This window comes from Paenibacillus sp. FSL W7-1279, assembly GCF_037969845.1.
Classification (GTDB): Bacteria; Bacillota; Bacilli; order Paenibacillales; family Paenibacillaceae; genus Paenibacillus_AQ.
On sequence record NZ_CP150215.1, the window covers coordinates 6,588,112 to 6,606,026 of the forward strand.

The following is a 17,915-nucleotide window of genomic DNA, read 5'->3' on the forward strand; positions in this document are numbered from 1 at the left end:
AGATTTACAAGGCAATGTTTTCCGGTATCTTCCCTTCTCCATTTTGGTTTCCATAAGACGCCTATAGCGAGCCGTCCGGTAAATCCCTAAAAACGACTAATGGCTTCGCTCTCTAAAATAAAGGGCGAAGCCATTAGTTATTAATGTTTTGATGTAATTCTAGGTGATCCTAATTTCATTTTAAAACAAAGTAGCCGTTTGACATTTATATCTTCTGATACCAGGACAGAGGATCCGTAATTTAGATGGAATCGGCCCATTATGGAGTTCACGCGGACACAGGATCTGCTATTGGACCATAATCACGGGTTAATCCACCAAATAACTCGTAATAGCGGATCTCTTGTCCGCATGTTGCTGCGAAATGGTAAGAACAAGGAAATATAGCGGAACCAGTGTCCTCAAATATCTTATCTCGATAGACAATAACAATGCCGGGGCGATATCAAACTTAGGGATTCTGTACACTCCCCCTCTATAAGAAAAGCCGAGCAAATGTCAGGAAATAACCTGCATCTGCTCGACTCTGATATGACTTTCCATTGCTCAATACAACTTTAATTTGCTATAACTTTATTTGCATTCTACAAGGGTCGTCGTTGTTATTTGGTATTAAAGTTGTGTTCTGAAGTTATTGATTTTTCTGAGTTTATCATAATTCAGTTATAATACTGATATATAGTTGTGTGCTAGAATTCTGAGGATTCTGACTTAGACTACTGGTAGTTTTAAGCTTATCTCATATTTTTTCAACTGAATACTCTTTAAGTTCTATCGATTTCTTACTATCAAAAAAAACACTGATGGAAACTGAGTATTTATGATTAGGGTCTCCCCCAATGATGAATAATATTGGTTCTGGGCAATTCATCGATTGATTAGCGGATATTGCATTCATCTGTTTCGAATCAATTGAACTCCTTTGGCTTGTAGCAAAAGGATGAAAGTGCCATTCTCCTAAATAAAAAGCCTTCTCTTTTTTCCAAAGTTTATTTAACCATTCCTTAAGGCCTTTTACACCTCTGTAGAATCTAGTTCTACTATGTTTTGAGTCAGTAGGAGCAGCACTGCTTCCCAGAATAACGGCCTTCTTATATGTGTCGTCATAATAACCTGCTAAAATGCCGCCTGTTTCCAAATTACCATAAGAAGTACATTGTGCTAACATAAACGCTAAAATATCTTCGCTAAATTCAACTTCCAAGCCACTTTCATGATCTCTGTATCTATAAACAAGCATTATTGAAACACCTCTCGTTGTTTCAGTATTACCCCTGCTGATACCCCGTTTAATTGCTGTTGTTCATATACAGCAAATATATTAGATCCCAACGGGTCTAGCCACCATGTTTCCATTTCTTTTATTGCTAATCCTGCCATTATCCAAATATCATCAAGTCTAGCCGGAAATAACGGATGATAACAGCCAATTCCATCTCTTGGAAGGACTGTTTTCTTATTTTCTTCTCGTTCTAATTCGATCCATGGTTTAAGAAAATCATAAAATACCTGACGGGGAAAGGGATGCTTGTTTGATTGTAAGATAAACATTCTTTTGGCTCCGAAGCCAAGCGATATAGACACAAATCTTTTAGGAAGTGTCCAGTCGAAAGAATATAAATGGTCAATGACTGCATCGCTACCCGTAGTATCAATAATGACGTCATGTTCTTCTAAAATCTCGACCTCATCTTCACTCAGATTTGGGAAAGATTTATTTATATGTGATGACCAAATGTGTAAATTGTTCTGATTTATTCGTCTAGATAAAGATTCTGCTTTTTCTCTGGATATTTTATCCACACCGAGAATATGTCGTGAAAGATTCCCTATTTTTAAAATATCATCGTCACAAACAGTGATTTTTGATATGCCTGTGCGTGATAGTAATTCACCGATAGCTGAACCAAGCGTTCCAGCACCTATCAAAAATGCACTATCCTGATGGATTTTTTTATCTAAACTCCCGCGGCTAAGAATCGCTTCCTTGCTCCAGTTCTCAGTACGGATATAATTTAATTCTTTTTCTGGTTTTAGCTCATTCAATCGATCTCGATGAAAATAATAGTCACGTGCTTTTCTAAATCCTTTAATCCTTTTGACTTTCCTAGTCAACTTCGCAATTTCAATACTGATCCAATGAACCACCTGATCTTCTTCCCCAACGATTTGAGGAATTTGAAAGCCAATCATAATAAAATTACGATTATACTCACGGAATGTATGCATTAAATCATATATCTCATTCCAGATATCAAAATGGTGTTCTTTACACACCATTTCTAAATCGCTGACTGTCTTGGGGTATGACCAAGGTTGTTGTATAGGTTTAAAGGGTAGCAATACCCATACTCCATATTGTATCTTAGTTTGGGTATTAAGCTCTACAACTTTTCCCCAATCATAGGTTTGCAATACTTCTGACTCTCTATCAAAGAAGCGTGATATATAAATAGTATCCGAATTCTCCTTAACCTCCCTTAGAGATACCAAACCAGACCGAGTATAGATTTCACTCCACTTTATAAGATCCTTTCGCTCTTCCGCAAAAACAATGGATAACTCTGATTTGAAATGTGTATGAGGTAATTCGAAATAATCTCCAGGTACAGCCAAAGAATCGTTAGAGGCAGCGATCAGCCATAATTTCAATCTCTGTACATGCCAAGAGATTCGCTTGTCAGAATCTAAAAGTTCATCACTGTCCGATAACAATTCCAGTTGACCGCTATCCCAATCGGTACAAATCTTTCCTAATCTCCAAGGAACATAGTCAACATTTATATTTTCAGTCATGTGTTGATACGTAAGAGTGATACTTCTAATTTTATCGGGAAATATGCTAATAGATCCTCTTGGATAAAGAGGATCTATTAGCATATACCACTGGGTAGTTTGAGGTACAGAAGAGAGTTGGTTTAATTCAGGCACATTTAAACTAAAATGCAGGACCCAACTATCTAACTTTTCAAACCAATAAAGCTCTTCTAATTGTTCGTATCCCTTAACAATATCAAGTTGAATACAACCAGAGTATATATTTTCAGATACTGCGATATTTATCATCCAAAACGTCCACCCATAACATTTTGAGTTGTTGGATTTTCTCTCTTTGAAAATCCAACAGAGCTGTTCTCACTCTTGCTGGTTGCCTCAGAGGTTGGGAACTTAGAACCAAAAAGCTTATTCCATTCCTCTGCGCTTTCTTTTACAGTAGTAGCATCTGTAGCCCTTCTAGCAATTACAGCTGCTTCTTTAATTAGCTGGTAAAACTCTTCATATTCTTCATTTGTCACTCTGCCCATTACATCGTGATCTGGTACACCATGATCCGGCATAACTGGCTTCGTAGGATGGTTATTTACAATCTCTTCCAAAACTTCGGTCACCCCTTGACCAACACTTTGGATATCATCCGGGCAGCATAAGCCTATCAAGTGCTCAAAAGGATAGCCCTTTGGATATTTAGGCACATCATTTGATCTTCTCCACCATTTCAGAGCCTTAACGACGTTAACATAGTGGCGATTACAAGATTTATTTTTTTCTTGAGTCCATTTAATTTGAGCTAGAGGATCAGTTTGTTTCCATTCTTTTGCCTCTCTATCGGGAATCCACAGGGGAACCGATTTCCACTCAGGTTCATTCGCATTAGAATACGTTCTTAAAACAGAGCTCGTATCCAATGTTTCTTCAAGAACTTCCCAAGACTTCTTCAATGACCATGTTTCAATATCCTCCAAAGCCCGCATGTCGGTTACACTATTAGATTCCAAAATTCCCTCTTCACTTTCCGAGGGGGCGGCCGTGATAACAACATCTAAATCTACATAGCTTAATGAAATTCCGATTGAACGTCCCTGAATCTCGTATTTACCTGCATAGTGTTTATCCATGAATGGAACAAATACTTGAAGTGCATCTTCTGGATTGCTATATTCCTCCATACTCAATTTAGTCACTACAATTACATCGACATCCGATCGACTGTCTCCTTTTGGACGAACAGCGGTAGACCTTCGATAACTCCCCTGAAGAAATGTACTTACAATAATTTTAGATAGATCCTCGTCTTCTTCTAATCTATTTCTCAAAGTAGTATGTCCTTTGATAAGATCATTCACTTGATTCTCTGTTAGACGAATTTCTTTAAGGAATCTTGCAAAATAGGTGGGAATATTCATAATGAGACCTCCAAATTATTAAAGTGGGAGTATAAATGAAGGAGAATATGATCCATCTCCAGAGAAATTATGCTCATATAGTATAATTTCTGGTATATTTGATGCTTGTTGACCAAGAAAGAAAACAAAGCCACCAGGCGCTGCAATAAAAAGGTGAACTTTTCCTTTTCTTTGACTTGGATTGCGTCTATCTAGTGCCTTAATGATTTGCTCAGCTAGTAGCCAAGCATGCGTGCCATCTTTTATTGCCTTAAATCCCTCTGACGGCAGGCAAAAATGATAGAAAGCTTGTACTTTTAGCTTGTTATTTTCTATGTGCCATTCTACGTGAGGTTTAACATTTCGAGTTACACTAATAGCAACTACTGTATCACCTTGATCTAATTGGTCAGATGAAAACTCTTCTATGAATGTCGTGTAATTCTGGTCTTCTTCAAAATGTACATCAGGAATCCAAGCCATCAATCCATCTCCTCGCTGTACAGGAAATGCTTTTACTCCTGATTTTGGATTCAGTATCATTCCTGAAACAAATGTTATAGAAAGGTGTGTATTAAATTGGATCAAGTAGGCATTGCCTAGAGAAAAGACATCCTGTATAAATCCCTTTAATTTTGGTGCAACGTCACCGTTCCAACTTTGATCTGTTTTAATTAGGCGTTGATCAAAGTGGTCACTAAGACACAGAAGATGGTTAGTCTCTTCTTCTAATGTTTCAGTATAGGGAAGAAAGCTCCGGATTCCTACAGGGATTTCATCCTTTAGAATTAAAGGTTGACCCGAGTATAGTCGCTCTTTTCGACATAACTTCAGAAGATTAACTTTATTAAAGCTTTTACTTCCTTTACTTGCACAATTCACAATTAGATCATTATAAGGGTTGACGAGAACCTTTGAATCAATCGGTTTAAGCCCAGCAAGCATTAGTTTTGGATTAAGCTGTTCTTTAATCAAAAGTGAAATACCTGGCTTGCTATGATGAATCCGAATACTTCTTAGGATTTGCCGTAGTTCAGCCTCATAATGTAGTTCAAGTTGTTTCATCATCGATTTTCGAGCGAGTGCGATTTTTGTTCTCTGTCTTCCGTCAAAAAAAGAATCTAAGTTCAACTTGTTGTGATGATTATCCAATAAATTTTCTAAAAGGTCGCCTTTTTGAATATTCCATGGAGTTATCAAATGGAATCGGGCATTTGTATATCCTTGCTTTATGGCATCCCTTACTCGGTGTAAAAAAGAGTGCGTTGAAGCATTAATAAATGAAGGATCAATGAGGTCTAGCAATTCAATCTGATGCGTATTTTTAACATGATATTTAACCTGGTAGAAATCCATAGTGATTTCATCATCAATACCATAGTCCCCTGTAACAGGTTCTATATATTCAACAACAACATCATCCAAAGATTTAACTCGATCATCTTCGTAAGATACCTCTTTGATATTCGAATCTTTATGTAGCAATTCAGAAGCAAACAACCAAAAGTATAAATTCTGATAAGTCAAACCAGCGTTTATTGCATCAATCGCTTTGCCCATTTACCACAGTCCTATTATCAAATTAAAGAACTTACGTTCCCCTATTGTATTATCCCACACACATTCTTCTTATTCAATTATGAATGATATAACTCTTAAATATTATTTGAATCATATTCTCCCTCCCTCAATGAAACCCTTCCTTTCCTTTTTTATGTGCTGATTAAATGTTTCCACTATTATCAGTACACACGTTTCTACTATATTATCACTCTCCCTTCCATTTTATATAACGATTTTGAACGAATCACGACCGTACCAGCCGAAGCAAAAAAACATCTGTACTCAGTAATCAGAGGGAATGAAAAGGCCCATTTTGACAAGCTTTCTGATACTCATTTGTTGTCCTGATCTCTACCATGCCTCCAATATTTTGACAATATTCCCCAAACGTCTTATTCTGGGAAGTGAGAAGCCATATGATTGGGGAGTTATTGTTGGAAAAGTCGAATAAATTAGCAAGCACTATCTCTGCTGCAGTCATAATATTATTTGTATCAGCATTAGCAAGCATTATCGCTGCAGTAGTCATACTCTTATTTGTATGATACACCATTTCTATAAGTTTGGTTCCTTCGCTAAGGATCCCATCGTAGTCCTGACGTAGACGATCCAACGCGTCTAAATATACAGACCCTCTTCACGGATCATCATACCATGCCTGATAGCGCAGTCGATCAAAATCCTTGCCGCTTTGCTTAGTATTGAAATCTCAAAAGATGTCGGTTGATTAAGCTGCCCCTCCGGATATTAATGGACCGCTTAGAGATCCATACCAAAATAGTTAATATACTTCAATCGTTGGTCCGTAACCATGACAAAAACATTGATAACTCTTTAAAAAAGGAGAACTTTATGTATATCGAACAGATAAAGATTAAGGGGTTTAAGAAATTCAAAAATTTTGATATTGAATTCAAAGAAGGGATTAATGTACTGATCGGTGAGAATGAGGCTGGTAAAAGCACCATTTTAGAAGCTATCGATGTTGCACTGAATCAAAAAATATTCAATACTACCAATAACTTCGAAAAGTATTTTAATAATGATGTTGTGAATCAATATAAAAATTCCCCTTCCATCGATGCTCTTCCTAAAATTGAAATTGAGTTATTTATTAGTGGTGAAAATGCTTTGAATTCTGAGTACTTTAATGGACTCCATTCTTCATCGTCTCCTATACCCAAGAGCGGCATTAATTTCATGTACAAATTTGATGAAAATTATCGCGAACTTTTAGAGACAATGTACGATGGGAGTTATGATGGAAAATTCATACCAACAGATTACTACATAGCGGAATGGATCACTTTTGCCGGAAGAAAATATATTTATAGTAAGTCACCAATTAAAAACGTATTAATTGATAATTCTATTCGAAAAAACAATCTCTTTGATTCCTACTCAAAAAGAATTTTTAATAATAACTTTGAAATATCGGATAGGCAAAATCTTTCTTATCAATTAAGGAAAAACATCCAGAACTTTGCTGACGAGAATACCGAACGTTTAACTATAAAAGAATATAATTTGGGAATTGACGAAAATAAAACAATTTTAGAGAATTTACTGGATTTAAAAAGTAACGGGATCTCCATTCAAAATAAAGGAAAAGGAAAAGAAAATTTAATTAAAACGGAAATTGCCTTAGAGGTCGAGAGTGATCTAATTCTATTAGAAGAACCAGAAAATCATTTGAGTTATGTCAGTACTCGAAAACTAATAAAAGATATCCAAAATATGTGTGATGGTGCTCAGTTGATAATTACTACACATAATCCACTCATAGTCAGTAGATTGAATTTGCAAAATACAATATGGATTAGCAATGAAAACTACCATTCTCTAAGTAAAGTGCCTGATGAAACTGCAGATTATTTTATGAAAACAGATAATATGCAGTTATTGAATTTTATATTAGCTCAGAAGATAATTCTTGTAGAGGGAAATAGTGAATACATATTGTTGCCACAACTTGTAAAGAATTCTTTGGCTTATACTTTAGAAGAAAAATACATTGAAATCCTATCGGGCGGGGGAATTACCTATAAACACTATATCGAACTTTCAAAAGTAATTAATAACTCTTTATTAGTTATTACTGATAATGATGGAGACCAAGAAACTATTGAATCTATTCATGAATTAAATAAAAACCATACCAATATTTATGTTAAATGTTCCGATTTAGTTAGTGAGTTTACTTTTGAGGTTTGCCTCTTTAATAAAAACGCTGCTAATCTTAAAACTATTTCAAATACTAAGCCTGGTACAAAAGCAGAATATCGCGAAATACCCATGGATAAAAACCTTGCATATATGCTAAAAAATAAAACAGAAGCAGCTTTACGGATATCTGAAGAGAATACTTTTAAAAATATTATTGTTTTACCCGAGTACATTCAGGAGGGGATAGAATGGCTCGTTCAACGATAATGCTTGCTGTAGCTGGTTCGGGGAAAACACGCTATATAGCTAATCATTTAAACCCGACTTCTAAAAATCTGGTCATTACGTATACTAGACAGAATGTATCTAATCTAAAAAAAGAGATCCATAATATTCATGGAGAGATACCAAAAAACACACAGGTATTAACATTTGCTAGTTTTGTTTATCGATGGCTGCTGAAACCCTTTGAACCCATCTTAATCATTGGAGGCAGTAAAGGTCTTATAACGACTGGAGTGGAAATTAACAAAGAGCCCGAACCACAGAGAATAAACGGAGAACCAAATTATAAGTATTATAAACAAAATGACTATAGGCACTATATCTATAATCGAAAATATTATTCATCTAGAATGTCTGGTTTAGTATTAGCACAATCAAAAGAAGTCAAAAAAATCATATTAGGACGTATGCTCAAATTTTGCGACCAGCTTTATATTGATGAACTCCAGGATTTCATGGGGAAGGACTTTGATTTATTGTCCCTGATTATTAAAGAAAAAAATATAAACGTATTTGCTGTAGGGGACTTTCATCAACATTCGGTTAGCAAATCAAACTTTTCAACGAATAAACCTTTTTCGAAGAAAGGCAAAACATTTATCTCAAGGGATGAATATAAAGCACTTTTTAAAGGTGCTGTAGACATAGATGAAAGTACTTTAATAAACAGTAGACGAGTTCCGGAGGAAATATGCAGTTTCATTAGAAATAAGTTGGAAATTATTTTACATTCATCAAGCACAATCAAAGGGCGCTACGAGTTGTTGGAAGATGATTCTAGAATTTCAGAGGTAATGGAAGATACTAGTATTATAAAATTATTCTATAATGATAGCCGTAAATATAATTGCTTGCCCACTATAAATTGGGGTTATTCTAAAGGCGACACCTACGAGAAAGCTTGTATTATTCTTACTAAAACTTTTGCGGCACTGTTTAAGGAAGATTTCTCAAGCACTCATTTATCACCTACTCAAATAAACCCACTCTATGTAGCAATGACTAGGGTTACAAACGAGCTTTATTTCGTTAAAGAGAACGACTTTAAAAGACATAAGAAAAAATATATGCGGCTATGAATGAGGCTGCGCAACTGCGCAGCCTCATAACTTTAACTTCTATGACTCAGGCGGATCTTCCAACGAACAATTTGTGATACTTTAGAGGTTGTATTTCTCTTCATACAACTGTAAGTTTGTTTTTTAGGTTACCCTCTTTTCACTCACCAGAAAATCATTTCATCAGGTTCAGAATTTTCAATAGAGCGAGTTTCCTTTCTCCACTCATCAGAAAATAAAATATATTCATCAGGTTCTGTTTGCTCAATTGTTGCAGTTTGTTTTCTGTAATCATCGTTTTGACATAAGAGAATTTCATCAGGTTCTGATTGCTCAATCGTTTCTGTAATAATACGCTCTGAACTTGAACTAGACCTAATTACATAATTTGCTATGTAAGGTTTCTTCATATCCTTCACCTCCTTTCTACTATAATTTGTAAATGTCCTGAGGCGGACATGTCATTGGGTTTATCCTGTATTTGTATAATTTCTGCCTTATTTATGTTATATGAAGTAATTATTTGAACAATCCGGTTATAATTATCTGATTCCGCATCACCAGTTCTGATAAGTGTTATCCTTGTTACTTTATTTAAAACCAGATCTTCTCCAAATTTTTTTATAACATCAAATTGATCGGTGAAAAGCATTTTTGAGGACTGGGATAAATCTAAATGAAAGACTTTACTTATTGGGCTTACCGGCGGTTTTATTTTCTCTTCGGCTTGTACTGAGCCAAAGATAATGTCAAAAACAAGTAAAAAACTGCTTATCAATAAGATACTTTTCATATACCCGTCTATGTTTTTAATGAAGGATACTTCCTCAACACTTTCATTGTCGCGCAGTTGATATTCAATGTATAGTGCTGTAAGCAGGTCAATGTTTGGTTTGCTTGAATTCTTTATCATTGAATACTTAAATTGAGCATACGGCTTCACTTGAACGAACCTAAAAAACAATTTAACAAAATTAATGAGGTTATAAGCTAAGTAACCAGCCAGGTAGATATATGCAATAACTAACCACATAGGCTTATCAAAAACTTCGCCAATTCGAAGAGCACCAGGAATATAAAGTGGAATTAGAAATGCAATGATTGCTAAGTAGGCAAGAAATTTATTGGTGGTCTTTGTGCTCTTCTCTTTAATTTGATCCAATTTGTATAACAAAGTTTCTTTATATACACTAAGTTCTTCTGAGTCCTTAGTTCGAAGAAAAGCAATATGTTTGGTCTTTAAATCATTAATTTTTTCAGTATTATATTCTCGCTTATATTGCGAAACTCGAAGTGAATACATAAACCGAAATCCTTTTGGAAATTTGGCTTTCTCATTATGATCTCCATACCAGAAGCCTATTGAGAGAAAATAATAAATGACGTCACCAAACTTTATGGTTAAAAATGAAAATCGGAGTTCTCTTGACTCTTCTTCTAACGTCCCAAAATTGTCATCATCTGAGATAACAAAGAAGGGGAAGACCCAGGCCATAAAATTCATTAATTTATAGAATTTTAAAAAGCTAATCTTCAAGTTAAGTGCACGTCCTTTATTAATTGATTGATAATAGATTGAGAGATGGGGATACCAACCTTTTCCTCTAACCATAGCCATTGGCCGTTTGGGTTTACTTCAAGAAAATAATATTCATCTCCCATTTTTATAAAATCAAAGGCACCAAATGTTATTTTTAATTCATCCATAAGTCTGTAGCACAATTCTATTATATGAATTGGTATCTCTACTGTTTGATAAAAGTTCTCTGCGTTCTTTCTTCTCCAATCGATTGTATTGCTGGAGTCAATTCGAACAGCATATACCGTTCTTCCAACAATTGTAACGCGATACTCACCTTCCGACTTCTCTACGTAAGTCTGGAAATAAGAAGGTGCATGAGAAAGCCCGCTCACAGCATGTTCTCTATTCACCACATTAGTCTGGATTATTTCCCATCCTCCAGGTACTTTAACTCGACCAGTTGATAAAGGTTTTACAATGGATGTTTTCTCTTGACAAAATTGATAAGCAGATACCTCATCGTTTGTAATTAAGCTTTGAGGGATTTGAAACCCCAATGAAGAAGCAATGTTAAGTTGTACAATTTTGTTTTCTGCCTTACGCAGAATGGAGGGTTTTGTTATACACGGCTTATCAAATGTCTCAACAATACCTTCAATAAAATTCATAATATCTCTTTGCATCATTGGAATATAATGACTCTCATAAGATGAAAGATCAGGGAGTGAAATTTTACGATAATAAACGGCATCAATACAGGAACTGGATATACTCCAAATGTTGCCTTTTGCAAGTATGACCCCTTCATTGGTAACCTGAATTTGATAGTCATCAAGTTGGTCAACATTTATTCTAAACCAATAAATGTAATCGCTGTATGTAGAAATAAGATAGTCAACTGTTACGTCTTTTGATTGAGTTACAACTAGGATTTTAAACAACATCCCCATCCTTCCTTGTGATCAATCTGCTATGCATTTAACATAAGGTTCATGCCCCAATTCACGCAACTCACTTCTCAGTCTACTGCCTATTGTACTAGCTGTCCAGGTAACAAGTACTAGGGATTGACTGCCATGCCATTACACATTATAGAAAAGCAAAATTGTTATCCACCATCTCACCTTTCCGTACATTGAACTAAATGCTTTCAAACAATCTTATGTAATTCCTCTTCCACTAACTCCCCTTGGATGGCTTTAAGAGCAAGACTCAGTATTGTTTTTTAGTTTGCTTGGATGGGTCTAATTTTGTATCCGTATCTGCTGCTGAAGCTAATAGTTTATTTATTGGCCTATAAGTGTCCAATTTTTTTAATAAAACAGTTGGTTACTCTCAACTTCCCGGTCCCAAGCCTAACCACCGAATATTCAAATTAGCTTTGCCGCTATCGAATTTCCAGTCTAAAAAGAAGCGTTAATACCACCGATAATAAATAATATGGGAGGGTGATAAATATAGTACTTTTAGTCGCAATATGTCTATTTCTGGTGCTAATAATTATAAGCATCTATGTTGAAAGGAAAAAATATATAAAATTGAAAAATCAGATCGAAAAACCAATTGTAAAAATATTCCATACCCAATATCTTATACATGAAGAAGAGACGATGAAACTTATTAAAGCTTATTCTCATCTCCTCAGCGAGTCGGACCATATTTTTAAGAGAGCACTTCTAGAGTTGAAAATTCAAAAAAAGAAACTATCCTCAGATAGCCCTTTCGAAGATATACTAAAAATGGTTTCTACTATCGTACCTCTCATGGCTATAATAGCCACTCTGTTCATTGCCACTTTTAAAGAAGTAGATATCCTGCTGACTTTTAGTAAGGCAGCTCTAGATTCTGTTACGATAATATTTTTAGCAATTATATTCACTGTGTTTTGCATGCGCATATTTAGTGTTTCTTTATCAAAATCAAACATGCTAATAGACACTCACTTATTAATTGCTGAAGATATTTACGAAGAACTATCACAAAGTCAACGAAAAACTTCAGATTCTGATGAAATAATTAAGCGGTAAGGCCAATAATAATATTAGTTTCCTTTTCGTGAAGCAAATGATCGAACTCGGTTAGAGTTAATGTTCCAAGATGAAAGTACTTTTACGCTTTCTATTCCAGGTTTTAATACAGTGCATATTATATCGCCTGTTCTGATTGCATTGTAAGCTTCCTATTATTATGTAAGTTCTCAGAAACCTACAAAGCGACCCTAGCTGGCTCATAAGTCATCAAAAGTGTATCGGCTACCACCAATAGCTTAAGCTCCTATTAGAATCCAAATCCTCCCACTTCGGGTACCAGCTAGAAGTGGGAGATTATTCAACTACGTTATGAAGCAATAATTAAAACAAGGCATTAGTAAAAAAATCATCGTTCCATGGAGGTCTAGTCTAACAAAAGTAATTATTTGTAATAGTGATTAATATCAGAAAATCAAGTCATACACTTGAGTACATATAGAGAGAAATAGAAGGTTGTGTAAAATAGCACATTTTATAAAATCTTTATCCTACTTTAAAGATGCACAGCAATCATCAAATAAGCAAATTAATTCAACCAGTCTTCTGTAAGATCTAATTTTCTATTACAGATATCGCAATGAACTTGAACAACAACTCCTAGACTTGTTGGTGTAAAAATATAAGAAAACTTCCCACCTGTTACATCTAGTGACTCACAAGAATCCCAATTCTTTATCTTCTTTTTCATTTCAGCTGTGATTTCAAATATCATTCGTATTCTCCTTTGTTTAAAGATAATAGCCCATATTGTAATTCATCCATTTTAAAGTACCTTGCCCGAACCCTTCAAAAACAGTTTCGACAGGTGAAACACACTTCTTCTCGCTTCGATTCAAAGTGAAACCGGGTTCAATAATCCCAAGCTCCACGTTATAGTTGTTAAAACTTCGGCTCTTGTCTCAAAAGAAATTTTTTCGATTAGGAACTGCATGGAAGTTATGCCGCATTTGACTATGAATCCTGCATCATGCAGCCATTCGACTTTAGACTGGATTTTCATTTTTTCTAACCCCATTCAGATAATTCTACATACCATTCTTCTGGTTTTCCAGGCGGGTATCCCCGTTTCAGATAATCGCGGCCACCGTCTACAGAAATGTTACGACAACGGCATGTTTGTACATCATATCTGTGACAAGATTCAATCACATCATTACAGGATAAACATCGGACTGCATTTTTGATGATTTTAGCCATAGGATTACCTCCTTTCTCTACTACAACTCCTTACTTCGTAAATATTCCTGAATAGAGAGTTGTACCTGTTGAGAGCAATTTTTATATCTGCATGAACTAAGTATCATAGGCAACGTAGTATTTCCATAATGCTTCTTGTGCAAAGCAACCGTATGAGGAATCATTCTGAGCTGATAATGTTCGGTTGATTCCAAATACTGATCTAACATATTAGTAGATCGCGGTAACTTCTCACTGTAACGTATGATTCGAGCCTTATCTTTAGTAGATAATAAGTTCAGAATCGTATACCGTTTTATTTGCTTGTTAGGAGGGTTCTTATATAATTGCTGACAAACTTCTTTAATCACTAACATTAATTTTGTATCTTCTTCTTCCCAAAGAGGGCTTTTAAATGGGTGATCTGTCAGAGGCAAAATGTTCTCTAACCCGTTACCCTCTTCCTTCATAAGTTTAGATAGGATTTTACTCCCCATGATTTTCCGTAGATCGGATCTGCTGAGCCCTGGGAATCGTTCTAATAATTCCATCAGCTTCGCCCTTGGTTCTACCTCTACTTCGGACGTCACAGCAGCTTCTTTCATAGCTGGAAGGATTTCTTTCTCATACTTCTCTCTTTCATTTATATAGCGGGTCACGACGCTCTTGCTTGTATGGAGTAATATACTGGTTTCATTGATACTCTGCGTCTGATCATAGGTGAGATAGAGCTTATGAATCCAATTCAAACTTCCTTTAGTGAGAGGATGTTCTTGGTTAACTTTCTTCCCCATATAAAGAAGCAGGTATTTTTTTATGGTGCTTCGATTAGCTCCTAGGGAGGCAGCTATGTTATTCATGCTCTTCCCTTTATTATATTCAATGACAAGTTGTTCGTGCCATAACGGCCCATATTCAACCACCTTTACAGTAGCGAAATCAAATTCTAATTGTCCGTCTACGCAGCTGGACCGATATTCCATTTTACAGTGTTTACATAGAAATCTGCCCCTGATTCTTTTAGTAGAATAACAATAATGCTGCTTATTGGAGGTAATCACATATTGGGCATACTTCGCACAAACCTTATTTATACATGGCCAAGGCCCGTTACCAAATGGAATGGGCGTTTTTTTATGTGCACTTTCATACTTATGGAGTTGTCCATAACCTCCAATTAACCAGTCCAACACCAACATATGAACAATTGGATTTCGGATGGCATTCTTTTCGCTGAAAATTTGTAGTGCACTTCGTTTTTCTAGTAAGTCTGGTATTAACCCTAGTTCTTCTAGTGTTCGAGGTGAATATCTTTGGAGGAATTTTTCATGGAATTTTTGATTCATGTACCTACCATCTGGATGCTGATAACCCATTTCTCTTGCTAACAAGTTGTAAATGTAAAACAGGTCACCAATCTTAATTTCACCATTTAGTATTTGATAGACATCTTTAGAAATCCGAAGTTTTAACTGCATAATTTCATCTTGGTGTAACGTGTCTATTGTGCCACTTAGTTCGTGCCCATTCGGGCAGTGGGTAGATCCTAGAAATATTGTGCCATATAGCTGCCCCAATGACACTTCACACTCCGGACACTGACTAATTAAAACACATCGATGCTTATGACATACGTCTATACTACCAATTTGATGAGAACGATGAATGTATACTTCCCCAAAACGCTCCTCATCTTCTGTAATACATTGAGTACAGTAGCGAACATCTTTCGAAATAATAGGAGGAATTAAAACAGTTGCATATTTTTCACCTTGTCGATAAACGATCATCCTTGACCGTAATTCGTCACGATTGACGTCAGACAAAAAGGCAGCGAAAAAGGGGTAAAATGTATGTTGGAGGAGAAGTGTATCACTATCGGGGAATAAAGATGGCACTTTTCTCTGAAGCACCTCCAAATTATGAGGCAGGAAGGGCACCCTTCTAGAATTTATTCCCATTAATTCCTGAATCCCTTCTATATAGGAGCACCCTTTACGGAGAACATATCGGTAAATTAAACTTCTTAATTCCTCATCTGGGTAAGGAGATGGAAACATTTGAATTCGGCTCAAAAGTATCACCTACTCTGCTCGTTTTTCAATCGGTTCTGCCTTCAACTCCATTGTAGTAACTGATCACACTATTAATTACGTTGTCTAACTGGACAGCAGCGTCTTTACGCAAACCCGCATTTCGGATTAATTTCCATTTGACTACGCTTTGTTCTTCTTCAAATAATTTTTGCGCAGCCACTTCAATTCGTCTGATTTGGAACTGATGGATAGTCTCTACTTCCCTGTCGATCAAAGCTTTACATCTGGGTAAAGCTACGAGCTTCTTTTCTAATAATGAAAGCTTCCCAATCCTTCTTCCAATTTCTGAGATGGTGACTCGAATCGGTTTACCCGAGGTTGATCTAATTTCTCTAACTGCCTGAGAAATAATCGGTAGAAGCTCTCGATCCCTTTTCTCCCAATCGACTCGAATTTGAAGTATGTCCTCTTTAGCCGTGCTATAACAAGTGGCATTTGTTTGGTTCGACAAGTCTTCGGAAAGCAGATCTAGGTCGATTGTTCTTACATTTTCACCAAATGATTCATACTTATCCATGGATCTAGGCTGCTCCTTCATTTTTAAATAAAGGGTAGAGCGATGAACCCCTAAACACTCGGCTTTCTGCCTAAGTGAAAGATTTGAGTTAACTCGGAGTTCGTCAAATTTTTGTTCCCAAACGATGCCGAACTGCTTGATTCTACCGATTTTCACTCGATCGCACTCACTTGTGTCCGGCCCTCTTCTGGAGTACACAAAACCGCAATTACACTTGAACGTACCCACAGGTCGCCCTGTATCCGAACATCTCGTGACTATACAACTCGGAATAGTGTTTTCTTTAAAATGATCTGCCACTTTATTCAAGCACGGCCATGGACCTGTACCAAAGGGATGATAGGTCTCCTTCTGCATTTCGCAGATCGAATCTATAGTTTCAGCAAGAAATTGCATCACTAGCAAATGCCGCAGGCTATGGATATAATCATGGCCGCGCAGTAATTTATGCAACCAGGTATCCTCCGAATGTTTATTGATTTCGGAGTGACACATGTGGAGTAGGTCCTTTCCCAGTGTTTGATATAGGTTTGAACGAAGATTTTGAAAACGTATATTTCCATTCGGGGTGATGAAGCCGCGCTTCGATAACTTTGCCCTATACATGGGGATATTGTTCAGGTATTCGTCGTCATACGGCATATTAAGTAGCGCATGTGATTGTTTTGCAAGGAAAATCAAATGTTTTTTTTGAACGTTACACGAATGAGGCGCAGCCATTTTTTTACGAATGAGATCACGTTTCAGACTTACATATTCGTGCCTGTTTCGTCTTAAAGTGTAAGGAATCACTGAGTCTTCTAATATGCATTCATGTTTATAACAAACAAGAACGCCTGGTAATTGATGTGACCGATGCCAATATGGAAGCCCGTACGTTATCTCATCCTCTATGATGCATTGAGGGCACACTCTAAGAAAAGGAGGATTTTTCACCGTCGAAGCTAGTAAACCTAACCGAGCATTCACGGCTCTGCCTAGTTCCCCCGTCATGGCTGATTTTACGAAATGAGTTCGGTCTTCGGGAAGAAAAGCAGCAAAATACGGTAACAGGGTGTGAGACTGGATGATCTCTGAAGGGCTCATATTATGCCTCATAAGATGGCTAATTTGATCTATGTGTGCTGGCAAACCTGTAGCAGCACAGAAGACAGAACCATTATATAACTCAGTCATAGTCGCTTTGCTGCTATGATTCCCCGCATATAAATGGTATCTCGCTAGGGCGCTATACAGTAATTCATCTGGAAATAAGGAAGGGAAGAAACCAGTCAGTATAACCACGTCCTATCTTGGTTTATACTTCTAGTTTTCCCCTTTTCATAGAAACTAAACTTTT

At 36.3% G+C, this 17,915-nt stretch carries 14 protein-coding genes; 3 read left to right on the forward strand and 11 right to left on the reverse strand.

What is annotated here, in order from left to right; translation table 11 throughout:
- Positions 1 to 739: 739 nt before the first annotated feature.
- The 4 genes from MKY82_RS29950 to MKY82_RS29965 are packed head-to-tail and all read right to left on the reverse strand — an operon-like array spanning position 740 to position 5,723.
- Positions 740 to 1,240: a Mov34/MPN/PAD-1 family protein gene (locus tag MKY82_RS29950; protein ID WP_071220927.1), complete on the reverse strand. Its 501-nt coding sequence runs from the start codon at positions 1,238 to 1,240 to the stop codon at positions 740 to 742.
- Positions 1,240 to 3,066: a ThiF family adenylyltransferase gene (locus MKY82_RS29955; RefSeq protein ID WP_071220928.1), complete on the reverse strand. Its 1,827-nt coding sequence runs from the start codon at positions 3,064 to 3,066 to the stop codon at positions 1,240 to 1,242. Before MKY82_RS29955 ends, MKY82_RS29950 begins: the two co-directional genes overlap by 1 nt.
- Complete coding sequence (locus MKY82_RS29960) at positions 3,063 to 4,184, reverse strand: nucleotidyltransferase (RefSeq protein WP_071220929.1); 1,122 nt, start codon at positions 4,182 to 4,184, stop codon at positions 3,063 to 3,065. Before MKY82_RS29960 ends, MKY82_RS29955 begins: the two co-directional genes overlap by 4 nt.
- 18 nt (positions 4,185 to 4,202) lie before the next feature.
- Positions 4,203 to 5,723, reverse strand: a complete 1,521-nt coding sequence (locus MKY82_RS29965) for an SAVED domain-containing protein (RefSeq protein ID WP_063477417.1) — start codon at positions 5,721 to 5,723, stop codon at positions 4,203 to 4,205.
- A gap of 855 nt (positions 5,724 to 6,578) precedes the next feature.
- Here MKY82_RS29965 and MKY82_RS29970 point away from each other — a divergent pair.
- Both MKY82_RS29970 and MKY82_RS29975 read left to right on the forward strand, forming a co-directional pair.
- Positions 6,579 to 8,159, forward strand: coding sequence for an AAA family ATPase (locus MKY82_RS29970; protein ID WP_063477419.1), 1,581 nt, complete (start codon positions 6,579 to 6,581; stop codon positions 8,157 to 8,159).
- Positions 8,141 to 9,256: an AAA family ATPase gene (locus tag MKY82_RS29975; protein ID WP_063477420.1), complete on the forward strand. Its 1,116-nt coding sequence runs from the start codon at positions 8,141 to 8,143 to the stop codon at positions 9,254 to 9,256. Before MKY82_RS29970 ends, MKY82_RS29975 begins: the two co-directional genes overlap by 19 nt.
- Before the next feature lie 143 nt (positions 9,257 to 9,399).
- On the opposite strand, the gene MKY82_RS29980 is transcribed toward MKY82_RS29975, so the two are convergent.
- The 3 genes from MKY82_RS29980 to MKY82_RS29990 are packed head-to-tail and all read right to left on the reverse strand — an operon-like array spanning position 9,400 to position 11,701.
- The gene (locus tag MKY82_RS29980; RefSeq protein WP_063477421.1) at positions 9,400 to 9,645 is read right to left on the reverse strand and encodes a hypothetical protein; all 246 of its coding nucleotides are present in this window, start codon (positions 9,643 to 9,645) and stop codon (positions 9,400 to 9,402) included.
- 5 nt (positions 9,646 to 9,650) lie between these two features.
- On the reverse strand, positions 9,651 to 10,772 hold the full coding sequence (locus MKY82_RS29985; protein ID WP_063477422.1) for a hypothetical protein: 1,122 nt from the start codon (positions 10,770 to 10,772) through the stop codon (positions 9,651 to 9,653).
- Positions 10,769 to 11,701, reverse strand: coding sequence for a hypothetical protein (locus tag MKY82_RS29990; RefSeq protein WP_082834224.1), 933 nt, complete (start codon positions 11,699 to 11,701; stop codon positions 10,769 to 10,771). The genes MKY82_RS29985 and MKY82_RS29990 overlap by 4 nt, the downstream gene beginning before the upstream one ends.
- A gap of 666 nt (positions 11,702 to 12,367) precedes the next feature.
- On the opposite strand from MKY82_RS29990, the gene MKY82_RS29995 reads away from it, so the two are divergent.
- Positions 12,368 to 12,784: a hypothetical protein gene (locus MKY82_RS29995; RefSeq protein WP_143767934.1), complete on the forward strand. Its 417-nt coding sequence runs from the start codon at positions 12,368 to 12,370 to the stop codon at positions 12,782 to 12,784.
- Positions 12,785 to 13,313: 529 nt separating this feature from the next.
- On the opposite strand, the gene MKY82_RS30000 is transcribed toward MKY82_RS29995, so the two are convergent.
- The 4 genes from MKY82_RS30000 to MKY82_RS30015 form a co-directional block, all read right to left on the reverse strand.
- Entirely contained in the window at positions 13,314 to 13,499 is a 186-nt protein-coding gene (locus tag MKY82_RS30000; RefSeq protein ID WP_063477424.1) for a hypothetical protein, read from the reverse strand.
- 293 nt (positions 13,500 to 13,792) lie between these two features.
- Complete coding sequence (locus MKY82_RS30005) at positions 13,793 to 13,984, reverse strand: hypothetical protein (RefSeq protein WP_074961871.1); 192 nt, start codon at positions 13,982 to 13,984, stop codon at positions 13,793 to 13,795.
- A gap of 20 nt (positions 13,985 to 14,004) precedes the next feature.
- Positions 14,005 to 16,038, reverse strand: coding sequence for a TnsD family Tn7-like transposition protein (locus MKY82_RS30010; RefSeq protein ID WP_339220072.1), 2,034 nt, complete (start codon positions 16,036 to 16,038; stop codon positions 14,005 to 14,007).
- 25 nt (positions 16,039 to 16,063) lie between these two features.
- Entirely contained in the window at positions 16,064 to 17,752 is a 1,689-nt protein-coding gene (locus MKY82_RS30015) for a TnsD family Tn7-like transposition protein (protein ID WP_306085057.1), read from the reverse strand.
- Positions 17,753 to 17,915: the final 163 nt, after the last annotated feature.